Here is a 20516-nt window from a genome sequence, read left to right on the forward strand (position 1 = left end):
AGCGGCTGCTAGCTTCCGTGGATGCGTTCGTCGGCCACCAGTTTGTCCGTGAGCGGCACATCGGGATGGGTCAGCACTACGGAGCCGCCCTGGTGCCATGCTCCCAGCGCATTGGCCAGTACAGCTTCAAGGCCGGCATCGGCAGGAACGTGCAGCCTGGCGCCTTCTGCGTGCGGCACGGCAAAACCGGTGATCAGGTCCTGGTGCAGGACACTGCGCCCCTGGCTGGTCAGCACAGCGCGGGCTGACGGATCAGGATCGGCGTGCGGCATGAACACGTCCCCGTGTGACCGCACTTCGGCGGCATAATCCAGGCAGCCGGCAGGAAGGTCACCGCTCCAGCGCATGGCGAGGGCCGGCAGGGCAACGGCGACGACGGCGTCGTAGTTTCCGTCGGACCCCGCGGGATTGTCAGTGGCAAGGAAGTCCGCCTGGGCGCCGTCGAGCACTGTTTCCAGTCCCAGCTGCCAGCCAGCCAAGGCCCAGACCAGTGCCTTCCAGTGGGCCGGAAGTGCGAGCCGCAGCCGCATGCCGGGTTCCGCATCCAGTTCGTCCTGCAGCAGGTTGCTCGTCTTGGCAACCCAGTTGTCCAGGACCCGGCCGGACAGTTCCACCCGCTCCGAGTCGGGCCCGTACCAGGTCAGGCGTGGTGCCGTGGAGTTGCCGGAGCGGAGGCCTGCCGTGAGTTCGAGCGCGGGGATTGATGTCATGCGTTCATCCTGCCACTGTCCGAATCCCCTGAATATCCAGCTGCAGCGACGACGGTCCGGCCACTCGGACCGGGAGTGATGTTAATCACCCTCGGTGCTAAGTGTGCTTGCTATTTGGGGGGAGAGCAGGTATTTTTCCCGCCAGAACACGGGATTGGCGGCTTTCCTGCTGCAAATTGGACGCCAGTCCCGTCCGCCACGCCCGGGTGGAGTGAAAACCCGGGCGTGGCGTGCGCGAATTTCCCGGCGGCGACTGTCTATTATCCCGGCAACGGCTTGACTCGCCCTAGTTACACACGTGTAATTAGGTAACTAAAGCAATTGCGTAAATACCGGCACACAACCGAGTGTCCACGTATCCAGGCAGTGGCTGAACCATCAGGAGGGTCGCCGTGGGGCAAGCAGAGCGTATCCAGGAAGATGCCGTCGTGGCCGGTCAGGCAACGGCAAAGTACCGTGCACGGGGGGTGCCGAGCGATTGGTACGTGGATCCCGCTGATCCTGATGCTGCGGACAGGTACAACAGGAATTCCACCAGCGTCCTTGAGGACCAGGCAACCGCGTTCCTTGCAGCGCACGAGGCCCTCCTCGACGGCGGCGCTGAGCCGGAAGATGACCTGGATCCGCCCATGGAGCTGGCTGCTGCCGGTACCACCCAGCCGGTATGGATCGGGCTGCCGCTGCAGCAGGATTTCGACGACGAAGGCGAGCTGGGCTGGCAGACGGACGCTCTGTGCGCCCAGACGGACCCGGAAGCCTTCTTTCCCGAAAAGGGCGGCTCCACCCGCGATGCCAAGAAGGTCTGCGGTGCCTGCAATGTACGGTCGCAGTGCCTGGAGTACGCGCTGGCCAATGACGAACGGTTCGGCATCTGGGGAGGCCTTTCCGAGCGTGAGCGCCGGCGGCTTAGGAAGCGAGCAATCTAATTCTTCAGGATGTGCATGTCACTGCCGTTGTGGTTGCCCACAACGGCAGTGCTTATCTGCCTAGGACCCTTTCAGCCCTGGCGTCACAAACCCGGCCCGTTGACCGTGCCGTGGGTGTGGACACGGGGTCCGGCGACGACTCCTGCCGCCTCCTGCAGGAGGCTTTGGGTGAAGCCGACGTTCTCAGCTATCCCCGGAGCAAAGGCGGCATGGGCGCCGCCGTCTCCGCTGCGCTCGCGGAGTTGGTTCCCGTCCACGGGGACCGGGACGGTGGCAGGACCGAGTGGATCTGGCTGCTGCATGACGATGCCGCGCCCGCGCCCGAGGCCCTCGCCGAACTCCTGGGCGCCGTGGAGCGTGCGCCCTCGGTCACCGTTGCCGGCTGCAAGCAACTGGACTGGCATTCGCCGCGAAGACTGATCGATGTAGGTCTTTCCACCAGCCGGTGGGCCGAGCGTCTAACCCTTATCGACGCCGACGAAATGGACCAGGGCCAGTACGACGGCCGCACCGATACTTTTGCCGTCAATTCCGCAGGCATGCTGGTGCGCCGGGACGTCTGGGACCAGTTGGGCGGCTTCGACCCCGCCTTGCCGGGAAGCGGGGACGACGTCGACTTCTGCTGGCGGAACCGCCTTGCAGGCCACCGTGTGGTGGTGGTTCCCGCAGCCCGGATGCTCCATGTGGCGCACCGTCCGCATGCCCTTGGAAACCCCTCGGCGGCGCGCAAGGCCCAGGTTCACCTGCGCCTGAAGCACAGTCCGCTCTGGATGGTGCCTGTCCATGGCATCGGTGCCTTGCTGGGCAGCCTTTTCAAGCTGGTCCTGAGTATCGTCGTCAAGGACCCGGGCCACGGGATTTCCCAGCTCTTCGCCACGTGCGCCGCATTGGGCAGGCCCGGCGCCGTGGCCAAGGCGCGCCGGGCGGCCAAACGGACACGGCGAATCCGCCGGTCGGTCATCCGTAAGCTGCAGACGCCCCGCCGCGAGGTGTGGAGCCACCGCCGGTCGCTGATGGAAGCGCTGGGATCCGACGGCTCCGGTGCCGACCTCGTGCAGGATCCGTTGGCGCACCAGCCCACCGGTGACGCTGCAGACGATTTCGCCGCCCTGGCCACTACAAAACGCGGCTGGGTGGGCAACGGTGCCCTGGCCGCCGTCATCATCGCATCCGTGGCCTCGCTCCTTGCACTCGCAGGACTGTTCCGGGCCGGAGCCGTAACCGGCGGCGCCCTGATTCCTGTCTCCGCGGGCCTGGGGGACATCTGGCACAACGCCTCCAGTTGGTGGATCAGCCTGGGAGCGGGCCTTCCCGGCCGCGGCGATCCCTTCGACTACGTGCTATGGATCATCGGAGTCCTGGGCGGCGGCGATGCCAACCCCGCCATGGCATGGCTGCTCCTGCTCGGTGCCCCGCTGTCCGGCCTCACCGCATGGTTCGCGGCCGGCGGGCTGACCGTACGCCGCCGGCTCCGCCTGGTGGCGGCGCTCTTTTGGGCAGCGGCTCCCGCTCTCCAGGCCGCACTCAACCAGGGGCGGGCGGGCGCCCTGATTGCGCACGTCATGCTGCCGCTGGTGGTACTGGGCCTGCTGCGGGCTACGGGCTCCGCGGTGGGCCACGGCCGGTTCAACGCCGGCGCATCACCTGGACACACTTCCAGCGAACAGCCCCCGGCCAAGGCAGGGATCAACGGCATGCCTTCTTGGACCGCGGCGGCAGCTGCGGGCCTGGCCCTGGCGGTCACTACCGCTGCGGCGCCCTCCCTGCTGGCCCCGGCTGCCGTAGCCATCGTGCTCTGCGGCCTGCTGCTGGGACGGCGGGGGCGCACGGTGTGGTGGGCGCTGCTGCCTGCCGCAGCTCTGTTTATCCCGTTTGTGCTGTCCACACTCGACAGGCCGCGCGCCATCCTGGCCGATCCCGGACTGCCGCTGGGGTTCGACGCGGCTCCGCTGTGGCAGCAGGTCCTGGGCCAGCCCCTGTCATTCGACCCCGCAGCCGGCCTTCAAGGACTGTCCGCCTTCACCGGCGGGACCGTGCCCTGGGCCCTCCTGCTGGCGCTGCTCATCGCGGGGCCGGTGCTGGCCCTTGCCATCGTGGGACTATTCAGCGCAGGACGCCGTGCCCGGATCTCCCGATGCCTCTGGATTGTGGCGCTTGCCGCCTTGGCCGCTGGTTGGTTCACCAGCCACGTCGCCACCGGATTCAACGCCGGCGTCCTGGTGACGCCTTTCACCGGTCCGGCGGTGTCCGCCGCGTCCTTTGCCCTCCTTGGGGCGGCACTCCTCGGATCCGAGCAACTCCTGTCCACGGCGGACCGGGCATCAGGTATCGCGGCCAAGACTGGAAGGGCAGCGCGTGCAGGCCTGGCACTGGGCCTGGTAGTGGTGCTGGCCGGGCCGCTGGCCGGGATGGCTGCCTGGTCGGCGCAGAACCTTTTGCGTCCTGCCGGGACAGGCGCGGCCCAAGCCACCGCATCCCAGGGAAGCGTCGTTGCCCCCGCGCCAGCGGGTTCCGGAAACGGGGGAGCCCTGGGCACGCCGCGTCTGGTGGAAGCCTCCACCGGACGCTCCCTGCCCGCCACTGCCGTTGACCGCGGGAACGGGCCTGAACAGACCCGGACTCTCCTGCTCAGCACTGGAGAAGACGGCACCTTCAACGCGTCGTTGATGCGGGGTGCAGGTACCACGCTGGACAGTCTCTCCGCCATCGCCTCTGCGCGGAACATCATCGGTGCGCCAGGTGCCGAGGAGGTGCGTGGCGACGACGACGTCACTTCGGCTGTCCGCCGCGTGGTGGCCACCCTTGTAGCGGGGCAGGGCGTGGATCCGCGCGCCGACCTGGAACAGCTCGGGGTTGGGTTCGTGGTGCTCCGTGCCGCGGACACCGCAGCCCAGCTCACCGCCAGCCGGATGGATGCCGTCCCGGGGCTTGTCGCCGTGGGACAGACCGACGTGGGCTGGCTCTGGCGCATCAGCCCACTGAACCAGCCGGTTCTGCAGGCTGCTGACGTGGCCCATCGCGTCCGCATCGTGGATCCCCGGGGCGCGGCCACCACCTTGGTCGACTCCGGAACTGACGACGTCAATGCCGCCGTCCCTGCGGGGCCGGAAGGCCGGCTGGTGGTCCTTGCAGAGCGGGCCGATCCCGGGTGGAGCGCCTGGCTCGACGGCCGGAAGCTGACCTCCACCACCGACGGCTGGTCCCAGGCCTTCACGCTCCCGGCGTCGGCCGGCCAGCTGACGGTCCGTTACGAGAACCCGTGGTCGTTTTGGGCTGCCGCCGCCCAGATCACGGTGATCGGGCTGACTGTCATCCTGGCAATCCCCATGCCGGCCCGGCGCCCGCGGACAGGTATCTCGCGCGACGAGGGCTCCCTGCGTAAGGAACACCAACATGCATGAGCACACCCCGCCGGCCGCCGGCGGTCCTTCCGCCGAGGGAGAAAAGCAGTCCCAGGCCGGCAAAGCGGCCCAAACGCAGGCCGGCAAAGACAGGAAGATATCCGGCCGAGGCGCCACCCGCGTGCCAGGTGGCAAGGGGCGGGCAGCCTCCGTGGCCGGAGTTGCGGCAGGGGTCCTCATCCTCGCCGGTGGCGGAGCACTGGTGGCCGGAGGGTCGCTGATGGCCGGGCCCGCATCCACCCGGACAGTGCCGCCCGCGGAAGCCGCCGTCCCGGCAGGAGCCAGCCTTGGCGTCTGCCCCGGCCCTGCGAGGCTGCTGGCGGGAACTGATGCGGGCACCGACGCCCAGTTCCGGCCCGAGTCCGCCACTGCGGCAACCAAGGTCAGCGCCGCCGTGCTCAGCGCCGGAGGTGCGCTTCCCGGAAGCCGCCTCGCGCGCCTGGACGGGACGGCCGCCCTTGAGATCTCCAAGGACCCTGGTCCGGCACCTACTGCCGCCGCTCCACAAGAGCTTCTTGCCGGAGTGGCAGCCGACCGTGTGGTGGACCAGGTAAGCGTCCTCACCGCTCAGGCGGTGGCCAACCAGAATGCCTCGGCCGCCGCCGCCATGAAGTACACCGCCAAGGACGGCGACCTGCAGGGCAGTGCTGCTGCCACCTGCGCGCAACCCTCCAACGACCAATGGCTGGCGGGTGCCAGCACCACCGTCGGCCGAACCTCCGTGCTGGCACTGACCAACGCCTCCAGTACCCCCGCCACAGTGAGCCTCGAGCTTTTTGGTTCCGGCGGACAGGTCCAGGCGCCGGGAAGCCGCGGACTGCTGGTTGCCCCCGGCACAACCCGCAGCGTGGTCCTGGCCGGCCTGGCACCCAACGAGCCGAGCCTCAGCGTGCACGTCCGCAGCGCCGGCGGCCCGGTGGCGGCCTCCATCCAACAGAGCGTGCTGCGGGGCCTCACTCCGGGCGGCGTGGACTTCATCAGCCCAGGGACTTCCCCTGCTGTCCGCCAGGTGATGACCGGCGTGGATATCCAGGACCCGGCGGGGATTGCTGCCCTGACGGCCCAGGCCGCGTACAAGGATGCCGGCCCCGCCCTCGAGCTGACGGTTCCCGGCGCCGCTGATGCAGTGGTGGAAATCAAGCTCTACGGACGGGACGGCCAGCACGCCCTTCCGTCCGGCGGCGTCATCACCGCGAAGGCCGGGTCCACCACCGAGGTCTCCCTGGCCGGTGTACCCGCGGGCCAGTACACCGTGGCGGCCTCATCCGACGTCTCCTTTGTTGCTGCCGCACGCATGGGCCGTGGGCTCCAGGCAGGACAGCCATCGGATGTGGCCTGGGCGCCTTCGGCCGTGCGGCTTGGCAGCCAGCACGTGGTTCCCGTCCCCAAGGGCGGCCAGCGCCAGCTGGTGTTCGGGGCGCTGGACACCAGGGCCAGCATCACGTACGCACCCATTACTGCCGATGGAAAAGTGCGGGCAGCCGCCACCGCCGACATCGCAGGCGGAACAACCGCGACCATCGGCATTCCGGAGCAGGCTGAAGGGGTCGACGTCGTGGGCTATGTGGTTTCCGCGTCAGGCGACGCCGCTTACGGGGCGGTACTCGTGGGCCAGGACGGACGCAACGACGTCTCGTCCCTGGCTTTCCTTGCTGCCGCGGCCGGCCAGGAAACGGTCCCGGTGGCCTTGGGCTACTAGGTTTGCCCGTTCAGTAGCGGCGGCGGTACACCGGGTCCAGCGTCTCCGGCGCCACACCCAGCATTTCCGCCGTGTGCTCCACCACCACGTCGTGGACCAGGTCCTGGAGCTCTTCCACACTGGAGCATGCCTGCTCCACCACCCGCCGGTACACGGTGATCGTGGGCCCGTCCTCTCCCGCAGCGGGGGTATAGGCGCCCATGGGTGCAGGGGTGGCGTTGGCGGCAAGCTGTTCCAGCTCCGGCGGGATCTCATCCACACCGAACCTTACGCCGTCGAGCGTTTTGCCCCAGATGTCGTGCAACCGTTGGGCCGAGTCCAGCACCATGTCATCAAAGCGGTCGCCGCGCGTCCGGTAGCCCGGATGCGTAGGCAACATCACCTCGCCCCGAAGGCCGCGCCCGTGGCGGTTCCGGCGCCGCCTGAAGAAGCTCCTGCCGGCGGTCTCCACGCCCGTTGCCACTGGGGCATCCGGGTCAGCCAACCGGACCGAAAAACCTGATTCATGGTTCGATGACTGCATACATCGACTGTAAACCCGGGGGAGGATTTACGCGATACATCCTCCCGGCTGTCCCGGGGCGCGTCTGCTTCTGCCCGCAATGCGCAGCTTTTGGGCAGTGAAGGGGTAGTCTGTGATGTCGTGGGAGCTATCCGTCAGTGTTCAAGGTCTGCCTGCCGCCAGTCGGCGGTAGCCACCCTGACGTACGTTTATGCAGACTCCACTGCGGTCCTGGGTCCGTTGGCCACCTACGCCGAACCGCACTGCTACGACCTCTGCGAGCAGCATGCTGATTCGTTGACGGTTCCCCGCGGTTGGGAAGTACTCCGCCTGGCAATGCCGTCCTCCCCGCAGCAGCCCGGGCCCGATGACCTGCTTGCCCTGGCGAATGCAGTGCGCGACGCCGCAGCCCTGCCTCCGGAAGCGCAGCCGCCCGCCCAGCGCGGCCACCATTCGGCGCTGGAAGCTCCCGCAGGCACTGAAGGGGCACGCCGGGGCCACCTGCGGATCCTTCGCGAACCTTCCTGACCCGCATCTGGCGGTACGCTGGAGCCTGCACATCTTTTCCGCTACCGGCGCGAGCGCGCCCGCCAGGGAGCATGAACAAATGCCAAAGATCAGCCCCGAGCTGTTGTCCGTCCTGCGTTGCCCCGTGACCGGCTCGCCCCTGGTCCAGGAAGGGGAGGAACTGGTGGCCACTGCCGCCGGGGACGCGGGCGTGAAGAACCGGTACGCCATTGAGGACGGGATCCCTTTGCTGCTGCCTCCGGAACTGCTCGCCGCAGCAGCCTCGGCAGGTTCGGACCAGCACGATCCCGCCGCAGCAGGGCAGTAGTTCACCTGCATCCGCTTCACCTGCACTGGCTCTCACAGAAACAGCAGAACGGGGACTGGACCAGGACCCGGACCAAGCAAAGGACCACCCATGACTTTTGAGTACAAGGTTGCCGATATTTCCCTGGCGGAAGCCGGCCGGCACCAGATCCGCCTCGCGGAGCACGAAATGCCCGGCCTGATGTCCCTCCGTGAGGAGTTCGGCCCCTCCCAGCCGCTCAAGGGCGCCCGGATCGCCGGTTCACTGCACATGACGGTGCAGACCGCTGTGCTGATCGAGACCCTCACCGCGCTGGGCGCCGAGGTCCGCTGGGCCTCCTGCAACATCTTCTCCACCCAGGACGAGGCCGCGGCGGCCGTGGTGGTGGGCAAGGGCACCGTCGAGGACCCGCAGGGTGTGCCGGTGTTTGCGTGGAAGGGCGAGACCCTCGAGGAATACTGGTGGACCGCCGAGCAGATCCTTACCTGGCCCGGTGCCGAGTCCAACCCCGAGCTGGGCCCCAACATGATCCTTGACGACGGCGGCGACGCCACCATGCTGGTCCACAAGGGCGTGGAGTTCGAGGCCGTGGGCAACGTTCCCTCCGCCGACCCCGAGGATTCCGAAGAATACGGCATCTTCCTCGACGTGCTCCGCCGCAGCCTTGCCGCCGACCCGCAGAAGTGGACCAGGACTGCAGCCACCGTCAAGGGCGTCAGCGAGGAAACCACCACGGGTGTGCACCGCCTGTACCAGCTGGCGGACCAGGGCAAGCTCCTCTTCCCCGCCATCAACGTCAACGACTCCGTGACCAAGAGCAAGTTCGACAACAAATACGGCATCCGCCACTCCCTGCCGGACGGCATCAACCGTGCCACGGACGTGCTCATGGGCGGCAAGGTGGCCGTGGTCTGCGGTTACGGCGATGTTGGCAAGGGCGCGGCGGAAGCCCTGCGCGGCCAGGGCTCCCGCGTCATCGTCACCGAGATCGATCCCATCTGCGCCCTCCAGGCTGCCATGGACGGCTACCAGGTGGCCAAGCTGGAGTCGGTCCTGGCCCAGGGCGACATCTTCATCACCACCACCGGCAACAAGGACGTCATCCTGGCCGAGCACATGGCAGGCATGAAGAACAAGGCCATCGTGGGGAACATCGGCCACTTCGACAACGAGATCGACATCGCCGGCCTGTCCCGCATCCCCGGGATCAAGAAGGTTGAAATCAAGCCGCAGGTCCACGAATGGGTCTTCGACGAAGGCACCGACGCGGGGCGCTCCATCATCGTCCTGTCCGAGGGCCGGCTGCTCAACCTGGGCAACGCCACGGGCCACCCGTCCTTCGTGATGAGCAACTCCTTCGCCAACCAGACCATTGCGCAGATCGAACTGTGGACCAAGCGGGACCAGCACGAGTACGAAAACAAGGTCTACGTCCTGCCGAAGGTCCTGGATGAGAAGGTGGCCCGGCTGCACCTGGCTGCCCTGGGCGTTGAACTCACGGAACTGACCAAGGACCAGGCGGAATACCTGGACATTGACGTCGCGGGCCCGTACAAGCCCGAGCACTATCGTTACTGAGACGTAAGGGCCCGGGCGCTGGACAAGCGCCCGGGCCGTTATTTTCTGCACGTAGGATCAAAAACATGGAGCCTGATGTAAAGCCCCGTCGCCGGGGGAAAACCAAGAAAATCCTCGCCGTGGTTGCCGTCTGTGTCCTGGCTGCCGTGGGCGGGGTTTTCGCCGCCGTCGCTCCGGGCCTTGCCGGCGGACCCCTGGAATCGGAAGCAGGCTCCGCACTGCGGACATCGCCGGGGATCGCATCTCCCGTTGTCCCGCCCGTGGCCCTCGATGCGGTGCCCGCCAACGGCGCCAAGCAGGTGAACCCGGCCGCACCGGTTTCCCTGAAAGTGGGCAACGGAATCATCCAGCGCGTCACCCTCGCCAGCACGGCCGGGAAGACCGTCGACGGCAGTATCGACCCCAGCGGGACGGCGTGGTCCGCCACCGGGCCCCTTGAGTTCAACACCGAGTACAGCTACACCTACGTGGTCAAGGACTCAGCAGGACGCGAAACAAGCACCACCCAGTCCTTCAATACCGTGTCCAGCTCGCACGAGGCAGACGCCGCCATCTACCCCCTGAACGGCATGAAGGTGGGTGTGGGGCAGCCCCTGCAGATCATTTTCAGCGAGCCCGTGACCAACCGTGCCGCAGTGGAAAAAGCCATCAAGATCACCACCACGGCAGGGCAGGCCGGGGCGTTCCACTGGTACAGCGACACCATGGTCCGGTACCGCCCCGAGAACTTCTGGGCCGCTAACTCCACCATCACCATGGACATGCAGCTCTTCGGCGTTGACCTTGGAAACGGCCAGATCGCCAACTTCAATAAAAAAGTGAACGTCAACATCGGGGACAAGAAGGTGGCCATCGCGGACGCCACCGCGCATACATTCACGCTGAGCATCAATGACCAGCCTGTAAAGACCCTGCCCGTCAGCATGGGCGACAAGCGGTTCCCCTCGGCCAAGGGATTCGCGGTGCTGATGGAGAAAAACCGCTTTGACCACTTCCGGGCGGCGAGCATCGGCTTGAAGCCTGACGACCCCGCCTATTACGGTGAGGCGGACGTCGAATACACCATCCGCCTCACGCTGAGCGGGGCCTACATCCACCAGGCGCTTGAGTCCGCGTATCCCTACATCGGCAACACCAACGTGTCCCACGGCTGCATCGGGTTCCTGCCCGACGGAGCGGCCTGGGTCTTCGACAACATGGGAACCGGCGACGTGGTCCAGATCATCAATACCGAAGGTGACTACGCGGCGCACACGGACGGCTTCGGCGACTGGAACATCCCGTGGAGCGAGTACGACAACTAAGGTCAGCTGCTGAACGGCAGCCGCTGCAGCCGCTGTCCTGTCTCCGTGTACCGGCGGCGTGATTGCGACAGCCGGGTAAACTCCCGGTTCCGCCGTTCAGCAACGACGGCGGCCAGAAAGTCATCGGGGCCTGTTCCAGGCGGCGGGGCAGGGGCTACGTGGGCGGACAGTTCGGCCGCGATCGACGCGGCCATGCCCGCCCTGGACAGCGGAGCCATCCGGCCCGCATGGCGGATGAACTGGGCTGCCCTGCGGGCCGTGGCGTCCGGAATGCGGCCAATGTCCGCGGCCGCCGCCCAGGACTGCAGGTGCGGCGGGACGAAAACCCGGATGGCCTGCTCAGCCGGCACCCGGCTCCGGACGGCGTAGGTTCCGCCCAGCAGGTCGCCCAGCCGCCGGGACTTATCGTTGAAGAGCGCCACGGCAAGGGCAAGGCCGCCGAACGTCAGGTAGATTTCCAAGAAACCGGTCAGTCCGCGGATCACGGCGTGCCGGAACCGGATAGCGCCGCCATCCTCCCGGACCACCCGCAGGCCTGTAGCCAGCTTGCCCAGCGACCGGCCCCTGCTCAGCGTCTCCACGGCCACCGGCACCACCACCAGGCAGAATACGACGGCGGCAAGGCCAAGGGCGCGTGCGGCCGCCGGGTCAAGGTCCCGGCCGGCGGCCGACAGGCCAATCATGATCAGCACGAGCAGGACAACATGGACCACGACGTCGATGACCAGGCCCAGGGCGCGCGCGGCGAAACTGGCGGGCCGAAGCTCGAGTACGACGGCCTCTCCGGTGATGATTGGACCCACCCTGCGGCCCTGCCCTTCGCAGCTGATATTCATTCGGTTGGTGCGGACGCTCAAAGTCTAATGCCGGGCGCTAGGCTGTAGCCGTGGACATGGATGCCTTCGCCGCCGTCAATGCGGACAAATGGGCGCGGCTGCAGGAGCTTGCCGGCAAAGGCAGGCTGACCGGCGCCGAAGCCGACGAATTGCTGGCGCTCTACCAGTCCACGTCGGGGCACCTGTCGCTGGTCCGTTCGGTGGCCCCGGAAAGCGGGCTCTCCGCATCCCTCTCCGCCACGCTGGCCCTGGCCAGGACGCGCTTTACCGGTGCCCGGTCCAACGTGATGGCTGACCTGGCACGGTTCTTCGTGGTGGCGCTTCCGGCCGCGCTGTACCGGTTGACCGCGCTCACCCTGGCCTGCGGAGCAGCATTCCTCCTCATCGCGGCCGGCTACGCCACCTGGATTGGCACATCCCCCGAAGCCCTCCGGGCCGTGGCGTCGGAGACCGCCGCCGCCCAGTATGTGAACCAGGACTTCATCAACTATTACTCGGAAAACCCGGCAGCGTCCTTCGCCGGTGCCGTGTGGACAAACAACGCGTGGATCTGTGCGCAGGCCGTGGCACTGGGCATTACCGGCGTGTGGGTGCCGATGATCCTGTTCAGCAATGCCCAGGGGGTGGGCGTCGCGGCCGGGATCTTCGCGTCGGCCGGCAAGTCCGATGTGTTTTACAGCTACATCCTGCCCCACGGACTGATGGAGCTCACCGCCGTCTTTATTGCCTGCGCCGCGGGCCTGCGGATCTTTTGGGCCATGGTGTCACCCGGTCCCCGCCCCCGGGGCCGGGCCGTGGCCGAGGAAGGCCGCTCACTGGTCACGGTGGCCCTGGGACTGGTCCTCGTTCTTTTCGTCTCGGGGCTGGTTGAAGGGTTCGTCACCCCCAGTCCGCTGCCCGTGTGGGCCAAGATCGGCATTGGCGCGGCGGTCCTGACTGCGTACTGGGTCTATGTCCTGGTGTGGGGCAGGCGGGCGTTCCTGGCGGGGGAGCGCGGGGACATCCGCCGGGAAGATGCCGGCTACACGGAAATCGCTGCCTGAATCGTTGTAATCCTGCCGGGGTGGTTCCTCGCCCAGCGGAAGTTCCGGACGGTAGGCTCGTCTGCAGAATGAATCGCGCCGGCGAACTGGGACCGGTGCGGAACCCAACGGAAGTGACGCTGCTGTGAATGACGAAACACCGGCCCGCGCCAAAAGCGCTGCGCCGCAGCCGGAGCCTCTCCTGGACACGTCCGGGGATTCCGACGAGCCCGCGTTCTCCTGGCTGGCGCCCACGGACGCAGACACGTCCGACGGGGACAAGCCCGATGCAGACCAGTCGGATGCAGACAAGCCCAATGCAGATAAAACCAGTGGGGACAAAACCCCTGGCGGCAGGACTGCCGGCGGCATGTCTGACCGGACCATACCCAGCGGGGATGGTCCAGGCAGGGGAGTGGACGGCGGTGACTCCGACCGGGAGGCACGCAGGGACACCCGCAATGCCGCCCAGCCCGAAACCAGGGCCGACCGCAAGGCTGCGGAAGCCGCCGTCGGATCTTCTGCCCTTGGGGCTGCTGCGTCCGCACGTCCCGCTGCGGGGCGTCCGGCAGCCGGAGCGTCGACAGCCGGCTCATCCACACCCGGGTCCTCCCCGGATGAGCGTGACGACAGCGATTCTCCCGTCTTCAAGGAGCCCCTCCCCACGTCAGCACTGCACGTGCGTCCCCCGGAAGAGGAAGTGGAGCGCCGCAACGCCCAGCGTGAAAGCGCCGCGAATGCAAAGCCGGTGGCGCCGCGTGTCATGCAGGTCCTGCTCGCCGTCATCTATCCGTTCATCCTCCTGATCCTGGCCGTCAGGGCCGTCACCAGCCCCCTCTTCCTCTGGGTGGAATACAACCGGCCCGGTTTCCCGGGCGACGGCTACGGCTTCAACACCGATGACCGGATGACGTATGGCTCCTACGCCGTGGACTACCTCAGCAACTGGGCGGGCCCGCGGTACCTGGGCGACCTGGTGAACCGCGGCGGCGAAAAGCTCTTCAAGGACGGGGAAGTCAGCCACATGGCAGACGTCAAGGTGGTCATCCTGTCCACCTTCGGCGCCGGCGTTGCGCTGCTCCTCCTTGCCCTGATCGCCATCCTGTACCTGCGCAAACGCAGCACCGGCGGGATCAGGCGCGGACTCTTCGCCGGCTCCATCATCACGCTGGTCCTGATCCTGGGCCTCGGTACACTGGCGGCCCTGGGCTGGCAGCAGTTCTTCACGGAGTTCCACCGGATCTTCTTCGCCGACGGGTCCTGGACCTTCAGCCTGGACGACACGCTCATCCGGCTGTTCCCCAGCCAGTTCTGGATGGACGCCGGCATCGCCATCGCGGCTATGGTGCTCGTCGCCTCCATCGTGACGCTGGTGCTCACCTGGCCCACCCGCCGCCGTCGTGGTGTTGTACGCAGGGAAGAGCCAGCCAAGGCCGGGCGGGAAGAAGCGGACCAGGAAACGCCGGAACAGGAAAAAGCGGCTCAGCCGTAGATCTTGGCGATCTCCGCCTGGAACTCCTTGACGACGGCGGACCGCTTCAGTTTCAGCGATGGCGTCAGGTGCCCGGACTCCACGCTGAACTCCGCATCCAGCAGCCGGAACGTGCGCACCGACTCCGCCTTCGACACCGACTTGTTGGCCAGGTCCACGGCTTCCTGAAGGGCAGCCAGGACCTGGGGGTCGGTGGCGGCTTCACTGAGCGGGAGCGGGGGCAGGCCCCGCTCGGCGCGCCAGTCGGCAACGCCTTCCGGATCCAGGGTCAGGAGGGCCGACACGAAGGGCTTGCCGTCGCCCACCACTACGGCATGGGCCACGAGTTGGTGGGTCCGGATCATCTCTTCCAGCGGCCCGGGGGCCACGTTCTTGCCGCCGGCCGTGACCAGGAGGTCCTTTTTCCGGCCCGTGACCGTGAGGAAGCCGTCCTTGTCCAGCTCGCCAAGGTCGCCGGTGCGGAAGAAGCCGTCCACGAACGCTTCGGCGTCCGCCGCCGGGTTGGCGTGGTAGCCCCTGAAGACACCGATTCCCTTGACCAGGATTTCGCCGTCTTCGGCCACGCGGATGGTGGTGCCGGGAATGGGGATACCCACCGTTCCCACCCTGGAGCGGGAGGGTGTGTTAACGGTGCACGGCGCGGTGGTCTCGGTGAGCCCGTAGCCTTCGAGGACGGGAATTCCCATGCCCCGGAAGAAGTGTGCGTCTTCGGAAGCAAGGGGGCTGGCGCCGGAGACGGTGTACTCCACCTCGCCCCCGAACGCTTGGCGCAGCCTCGGGTAGACCAACCGGTCATACATAGCGTGCCGGGCCCGGCTCAGCAGCCCGGGGCCCGGGCCCTCTCCACGGCTTTGCCGGTCCTGCTCGCGCGAGTACGTGATGGCGGCAGCGGATGCGGCATCGAACAGCCGTCCCTTGCCTGCCACCGCCGCCTTGTGCGCCGCCGTTGCCCGGACCTTTTCGAAGATGCGCGGCACCACCAGCAGGAACGTTGGCCGGAAGGTGCCAAGGTCTTCGAGGAGCTGCGCCGCCCCCGGGCTGTGACCCACCGCTGCGCCTGAAGAGACGCAGACCACCTGGACCGCCCGGGCCAGGACATGCGCCAGCGGCAGGAACATCAAAGTGCGCGCCATGTCCCTCTGCAGGATCTCCGGCAGGAACGCAACGATGTTCTTGGCCACCAGGGCGAAGTTCGCATGCGTGATCTCGCACCCTTTGGGTTTGCCCGTGGTGCCGGACGTGTACACCAGCGAGGCGAGGTCGGCCAGGCCTGCACGGCTGCGCTGCCGCTCCAGTTCAGCGTCGGTGACTCCGGTGCCTGCAGCGGTGAGGCTGGCAAGGTCCGGGGCCTCGCCGTCGTAATCCATCCGCACCACGTTGACCAGGCGGTCGCTGAGCTCGGCGGAGCCGGCCACCACACCGATGACCAGCTGCACCATGGCACGGTCGCCGGCGAAGACCCGCCGGACCCCGGCGTCCCGGATGATCCATTCCACCTGGCTCGCGGAGGACGTTTCGTAGATCGGTACGGTCACACCGCCGGCGAACCAGATGGCAAAGTCGACCAGGGTCCACTCATAGGAGGTGCGGGACATCACGGCCACGGTGTCGCCGGGTTCCAGGCCGCCGGCGATGAGTCCCTTGGCCAGGGCGCTGACGTCCTGGAGGAATTTCTGTACGGGAACATCCACCCAGCCGTTGGGACCCTTCCGCCGGTACAGGGCGCGGGTGGGGTTGGCGGCGTGCTGCTCCAGCAGCAGGTCGGTCACGTTGCTGTTGGCGTCCATCTCAACCAGCAGTTCCGTGCTTGCTTCTCTCACAGCAGGTCTCCGTTTCCGCTGCCACGCCGCGGCAGCGGCTCCTTCAGGTCTCCTTTGACATCCTGCCCTAGATCCAGGACGGCATCCACATCCGGACCTTCCAGTCGACGTAGGGGATCACTTCGGCAGTCCAGATCGGGTAGAAAAACGCCGACAACAGGAGTGCTGCCACAAGGAACAGGACCACCAGGTACAGGCCGGAGCGGCGGCGCCAGGGCGGGTCCGAGGCCCTGCCCAGGACCAAGCCGAGGCAGTACACCAGGGCCAGGACCAGGAACGGCTCGAAAGACACCGCGTAGAAGTAGAACATGGTCCGCTCCGGGTACATGAACCATGGAAGGTAGCCTGCAGCGACGCCCGCCAAAACGGCACCCGCACGCCAGTCCCGGCGTCCGGCCCACCAGAAGAGCAGGACCACCAGCGAGATGGCCGCCGACCACCAGATCAGGGGATTTCCGACGGACAGGATGGCTGACGTGCACTTCTCCACGTCACAGCCGGGAGTGCCCTGCGGTGGGGATTCATAGAAGAACGACGTGGGCCGCCCCATCACCAGCCAGCTCCAGGCGCTGGCCTGGTACGGGTGCTCGGCGCTGAGGCCCTGGTGGAACTTGTACGCTTCCAAATGGTAGTGGACCAGGGAGCGGACGGAGTCGGGAAGCCATCCCCATTCGGCCGACGGGTTGCTTTCCGCCCAATGGCGGAAGTAGGCGTTGTCCGAAAGGAACCACCCCGTCCAGGTGGCCGAATAGACGATTCCCGCCACGGGGACCATGCCAAGGAACGCCGGGATTCCGTCCCGGATCACGCCGCCGCTGATCCAACCGCGAATGCCCGCCACCCGGCGCCCGTTGAGGTCCCACAACACGGTGAGGATGCCGAATCCGGCGAGGAAGAAGAGGCCGGACCATTTGGTTCCCACGGCCAGGCCCATGCAGACGCCCGCGGCGACCCGCCACCAGCGCACGCCCAGCCACGGCCCGGACAGCAGCGCACCTGCCGAGGGCTGCCCGCCGTTGGCGGCAGCGGAACGGGCCAGCCGTGCGGCCAGATGGCGGCGTCCGTCGTCGCGGTCCATCAGCAGGGCGCCGAAGGCGGCAAGGATCCAGAACGTGAGGAAGATGTCCAGCAGCGAGGTCCGGGACATCACCAGATGATGGCCGTCGACGGCGAGGAGCAGCCCGGCGGCGCCGGCCAGCGGAAGCGAGCGGAACAGTTTCAGTGCGATCAGGGAGACCAGCAGTACGGTGAGGGTGCCGGTGAGGGCTGCGGCGAAGCGCCAGCCGAACGGGTTCTCCGGCCCGAACAGCCACATGCCCGCCGCGATCATCCATTTGCCTACCGGCGGATGAACCACATACTCGGGGGTGTTCAGCAGGACGTCCGGATTGCCGGTGTTGAAGGAATCGTTCGCTTTGTCCGGCCAGCTGCGTTCATAGCCGCTGATGAGGTAGGAGTACGCATCCTTGACGTAGTACGTCTCGTCGAACACCAGCTTGTGCGGCACTTCCAAGCGGATGAACCGGAGGAGGCCGCCGATGACAGCCGTCAGGACCGGAACCAGGACGAACCACAGCCGCAGCGACGGCGGGTAATCCCGCCACGGCGTGCCGGCACCGATAAGCCTTGCCCGCAGCGCCTCGAGGGTGAACGCCTCATCCGGCCGGCTGATCCAGGACCGGGCAGCCTTCCCGCGGGGCTCCACCGTTGTGGCGCCTGCTGCTGAAGGGGATGCCGCCGGGCTGCGTTTCCAGGCCCCGGCGGGCCGCGTCGAGGTCTGCGTCACGAGCCCCATGCTACCTTTTGCGGCTGGAAGACCCGGCAGCAGTAGGCTTGGTGGGTGGACCCGAACCCCAGCCCCCTTCCCGAGCCAGCCCCTTCGACGGCGGGGCGGATCGTCCTTGCCGCCACACCGATCGGGAACACCGGCGATGCTTCCGCCCGGCTCGTGGAACTGCTGGGCACGGCAGACATCGTCGCCGCCGAGGACACCCGCCGGCTCCACCGCCTGGTCCAGAGCCTGGGGGTTACCGTGGCCGGCCGCGTCATCAGCTACCACGAGCACAATGAGGCCACCCGGACCGCCGAACTCCTTGACCAGGTGCGTGCCGGCAGCACGCTCCTCATGGTGACCGACGCCGGGATGCCCGCGGTTTCGGACCCCGGTTTCCGGCTGGTGGAGGGCGCCGTTGCGGCGGGGCTTACCGTCACCGCCGTCCCGGGCCCCTCAGCCGTGCTCACCGCACTTGCCCTGTCCGGCCTGCCGACGGACCGGTTCTGTTTTGAAGGGTTCCTTCCCCGCAAAGCCGGGGAAAGGGCGTCCCGCCTCGCCGACCTCGCGGGGGAGCGGCGAACCATGGTCTTCTTTGAAGCTCCGCACCGCCTGGAAGCCATGCTGCGGGCCCTGCGTGAGCGGTTCGGCCCGGACCGTCCCATCGCCGTCTGCCGGGAGCTGACCAAGACGTACGAGGAAGTCATCCGCGGCACTGTGGGCGAACTCCTCACCTGGGCTGAGGAGAATGAGGTGCGCGGCGAGATCGCCGTGGTGCTCGGCGGCGCGCCCGAACAGGCAGCCGGCACCCCGGAGGACCACGTGGCGGCAGTCAACGAACTGGTGAACCAGGGCATCCGGCTGAAGGAGGCCGTAGCCGCCGTCGCCGATGACGCGCGCGTGAGCAAACGGGAACTTTATTCGGCTGTGCTCGCTGCCCGGTAGGTCCTTCGTCGCCACCTGCCGTTCCTGTGCAGCTGCACAGCAAAGCTGCGATTCTGCAGTGCGCAACGGCGTAGACCATGGCGGTGCCCCGCAGTAGTCTGGCAGTTAATCAGCCCCATGATCCCGGTCACTCCGAACCGCGGCGGCGGGCTGCCACAACCCTACTGACGAGGGAGTCATCGTGACTGTCACTGCACAGCCGGCCGTTACCGCCGAGCGCGAAACCCGGCTTTTGGCCTCCGTTCCCACCGGGCTGCTCATCAACGGTGAGTGGCGCGACGCCGCCTCGGGCAAGACGTTCGACGTCGAGGATCCCGCCACCGGAAAGGTGCTGCTGAGCATTGCCGACGCCGGCCCTGAGGACGGCGCAGCCGCCCTCGACGCCGCCGCCGCTGCCCAGGAATCCTGGGCAAAGGTGCCGCCCCGGGAACGCGGCGAAATCCTCCGCCGTGCCTTCGACATGGTGACCGAACGGGCAGAAGACTTCGCCCTCCTGATGACCCTGGAAATGGGCAAGCCGCTGGCCGAAGCCCGCGGCGAAGTGACCTACGGCGCTGAGTTCCTGCGCTGGTTCTCCGAAGAAGCAGTCCGGGCCTTCGGGCGCTACTCCGTCTCACCCGACGGCAAGTCCCGCCTCCTGGTCACCAAAAAGCCGGTGGGCCCCTGCCTGCTGATCACCCCCTGGAACTTCCCGCTGGCCATGGCCACCCGCAAGATCGCGCCGGCCGTCGCCGCAGGGTGCACCATGGTGTTGAAGTCCGCAAACCTGACGCCCCTGACGTCCCAGCTGTTCGCCGCCGTCATGCAGGAAGCCGGCCTGCCCGCCGGTGTCCTCAACGTCATCCCCACCTCCACGGCGGGAGCCACCACCGGGCCCCTGATCAAGGACTCCCGCCTGCGCAAGCTGTCCTTCACCGGCTCCACCGAAGTGGGACGCCGGCTGCTGGCCGATGCCTCGGAAAACGTCCTGCGGACTTCCATGGAGCTCGGCGGCAACGCCCCGTTCCTGGTGTTCGAGGACGCCGACCTGGATGCCGCCGTGACCGGCGCCATGGCAGCCAAGCTGCGGAACATGGGAGAAGCCTGCACGGCGGCAAACCGCTTTATTGTCCACGAGTCGGTGGCCGGCGAATTCGCGGAGAAGTTCGCCGCGAAGATGAAGGAAATGACCACGGCCCGCGGTACCGAGCCTGAGTCCAAGGTGGGCCCGCTGATCGACGGCAAGAGCCGGGACAAGGTCCACGAACTCGTCTCCGATGCCCTCGCCTCCGGCGCGAAGGCAGTCCTGGGCGGTGCGCCGGTGGAGGGTCCGGGCTACTTCTACCAGCCCACCATCTTGTCCGGCGTTTCCGAGGGGACCCGCATCCTTTCGGAGGAAATCTTCGGGCCCGTTGCCCCGATCATCACCTTCAGCAGCGAGGACGAGGCCGTGCGGCTGGCCAACAACACCGAATACGGCCTGGTGGCCTACGTGTTCACCAAGGACATCAACCGCGGCATCCGGATGGGTGAAAAACTCGAAACGGGCATGCTCGGCCTGAATGCCGGTGTCATCTCCAACGCGGCCGCGCCCTTCGGCGGCGTCAAGCAGTCGGGCCTGGGGCGCGAAGGCGGCCTGGAAGGCATCGAGGAATACCTCTACACCCAGTACATCGGCATCGCCGACCCCTACGCGAGCTAGCATCCGGCCCGCCTG

At 67.2% G+C, this 20516-nt stretch carries 16 protein-coding genes; 11 read left to right on the forward strand and 5 right to left on the reverse strand.

Translation table 11 applies throughout. The features are described from left to right. Positions 1–8 precede the first annotated feature (8 nt). Positions 9–710 (reverse strand): TIGR03089 family protein, encoded by a 702-nt coding sequence (locus JCQ34_RS05895; RefSeq protein WP_286402845.1) that lies wholly within the window; start codon positions 708–710, stop codon positions 9–11. Positions 711–1102: 392 nt separating this feature from the next. On the opposite strand from JCQ34_RS05895, the gene JCQ34_RS05900 reads away from it, so the two are divergent. Genes JCQ34_RS05900 through JCQ34_RS05910 form a run of 3 tightly spaced genes read left to right on the forward strand, consistent with a single transcriptional unit; the run spans position 1103 to position 6736 of the window. Continuing rightward, the gene (locus tag JCQ34_RS05900) at positions 1103–1636 is read left to right on the forward strand and encodes a WhiB family transcriptional regulator (protein WP_142130657.1); all 534 of its coding nucleotides are present in this window, start codon (positions 1103–1105) and stop codon (positions 1634–1636) included. Positions 1637–1665: 29 nt separating this feature from the next. Beyond that, a complete protein-coding gene (locus JCQ34_RS05905) occupies positions 1666–5037 on the forward strand; it encodes a glycosyltransferase family 2 protein (RefSeq protein WP_434738946.1) in 3372 nt (1123 codons plus the stop codon). Next, entirely contained in the window at positions 5030–6736 is a 1707-nt protein-coding gene (locus JCQ34_RS05910; RefSeq protein WP_286402851.1) for a DUF5719 family protein, read from the forward strand. Before JCQ34_RS05905 ends, JCQ34_RS05910 begins: the two co-directional genes overlap by 8 nt. Before the next feature lie 10 nt (positions 6737–6746). Here JCQ34_RS05910 and JCQ34_RS05915 read toward each other — a convergent pair whose 3' ends face one another. Next, positions 6747–7259 carry a metallopeptidase family protein gene (locus JCQ34_RS05915; protein ID WP_286402853.1) on the reverse strand — a complete coding sequence of 171 codons (513 nt, stop codon included), beginning with the start codon at positions 7257–7259 and terminating at the stop codon, positions 6747–6749. A gap of 120 nt (positions 7260–7379) precedes the next feature. Here JCQ34_RS05915 and JCQ34_RS05920 point away from each other — a divergent pair, with 120 nt between their 5' ends. The 4 genes from JCQ34_RS05920 to JCQ34_RS05935 all read left to right on the forward strand — a co-directional run bounded on the left by JCQ34_RS05920 (position 7380) and on the right by JCQ34_RS05935 (position 10934). Beyond that, positions 7380–7766 (forward strand): DUF3499 domain-containing protein, encoded by a 387-nt coding sequence (locus tag JCQ34_RS05920; protein WP_286402855.1) that lies wholly within the window; start codon positions 7380–7382, stop codon positions 7764–7766. Between the two features lie 79 nt (positions 7767–7845). Further along, the gene (locus JCQ34_RS05925) at positions 7846–8073 is read left to right on the forward strand and encodes a Trm112 family protein (RefSeq protein ID WP_286402857.1); all 228 of its coding nucleotides are present in this window, start codon (positions 7846–7848) and stop codon (positions 8071–8073) included. A gap of 90 nt (positions 8074–8163) precedes the next feature. Continuing rightward, entirely contained in the window at positions 8164–9630 is a 1467-nt protein-coding gene (gene ahcY, locus JCQ34_RS05930; RefSeq protein ID WP_286402859.1) for an adenosylhomocysteinase, read from the forward strand. Positions 9631–9695: 65 nt separating this feature from the next. After that, a complete protein-coding gene (locus JCQ34_RS05935; RefSeq protein WP_286402860.1) occupies positions 9696–10934 on the forward strand; it encodes a L,D-transpeptidase in 1239 nt (412 codons plus the stop codon). 2 nt (positions 10935–10936) lie between these two features. Here JCQ34_RS05935 and JCQ34_RS05940 read toward each other — a convergent pair whose 3' ends face one another. Next, positions 10937–11737 carry an RDD family protein gene (locus JCQ34_RS05940; RefSeq protein ID WP_286402861.1) on the reverse strand — a complete coding sequence of 267 codons (801 nt, stop codon included), beginning with the start codon at positions 11735–11737 and terminating at the stop codon, positions 10937–10939. An 83-nt stretch (positions 11738–11820) separates the two neighbouring features. Here JCQ34_RS05940 and JCQ34_RS05945 point away from each other — a divergent pair, with 83 nt between their 5' ends. Both JCQ34_RS05945 and JCQ34_RS05950 read left to right on the forward strand, forming a co-directional pair. Then, positions 11821–12813: a stage II sporulation protein M gene (locus JCQ34_RS05945; protein ID WP_286402862.1), complete on the forward strand. Its 993-nt coding sequence runs from the start codon at positions 11821–11823 to the stop codon at positions 12811–12813. A 124-nt stretch (positions 12814–12937) separates the two neighbouring features. Further along, positions 12938–14284, forward strand: coding sequence for a TIGR01906 family membrane protein (locus tag JCQ34_RS05950; RefSeq protein WP_286402863.1), 1347 nt, complete (start codon positions 12938–12940; stop codon positions 14282–14284). Here JCQ34_RS05950 and JCQ34_RS05955 read toward each other — a convergent pair. Further along, the gene (locus JCQ34_RS05955) at positions 14275–16104 is read right to left on the reverse strand and encodes an AMP-dependent synthetase/ligase (protein WP_286402864.1); all 1830 of its coding nucleotides are present in this window, start codon (positions 16102–16104) and stop codon (positions 14275–14277) included. The genes JCQ34_RS05950 and JCQ34_RS05955 overlap by 10 nt on opposite strands. Positions 16105–16171: 67 nt before the next feature. Beyond that, complete coding sequence (locus tag JCQ34_RS05960; protein WP_286402865.1) at positions 16172–17899, reverse strand: dolichyl-phosphate-mannose--protein mannosyltransferase; 1728 nt, start codon at positions 17897–17899, stop codon at positions 16172–16174. A gap of 45 nt (positions 17900–17944) precedes the next feature. Between JCQ34_RS05960 and rsmI the strand changes: the two genes are divergently transcribed. Both rsmI and JCQ34_RS05970 read left to right on the forward strand, forming a co-directional pair. Continuing rightward, positions 17945–18820, forward strand: a complete 876-nt coding sequence (gene rsmI, locus JCQ34_RS05965; RefSeq protein WP_286402867.1) for a 16S rRNA (cytidine(1402)-2'-O)-methyltransferase — start codon at positions 17945–17947, stop codon at positions 18818–18820. Positions 18821–19001: 181 nt separating this feature from the next. Beyond that, on the forward strand, positions 19002–20501 hold the full coding sequence (locus JCQ34_RS05970) for an NAD-dependent succinate-semialdehyde dehydrogenase (protein ID WP_286402869.1): 1500 nt from the start codon (positions 19002–19004) through the stop codon (positions 20499–20501). The last annotated feature ends 15 nt before the right edge of the window (positions 20502–20516 follow it).

The organism is Pseudarthrobacter defluvii (genome assembly GCF_030323865.1).
Taxonomy (GTDB): domain Bacteria; phylum Actinomycetota; class Actinomycetes; order Actinomycetales; family Micrococcaceae; genus Arthrobacter; species Arthrobacter sedimenti.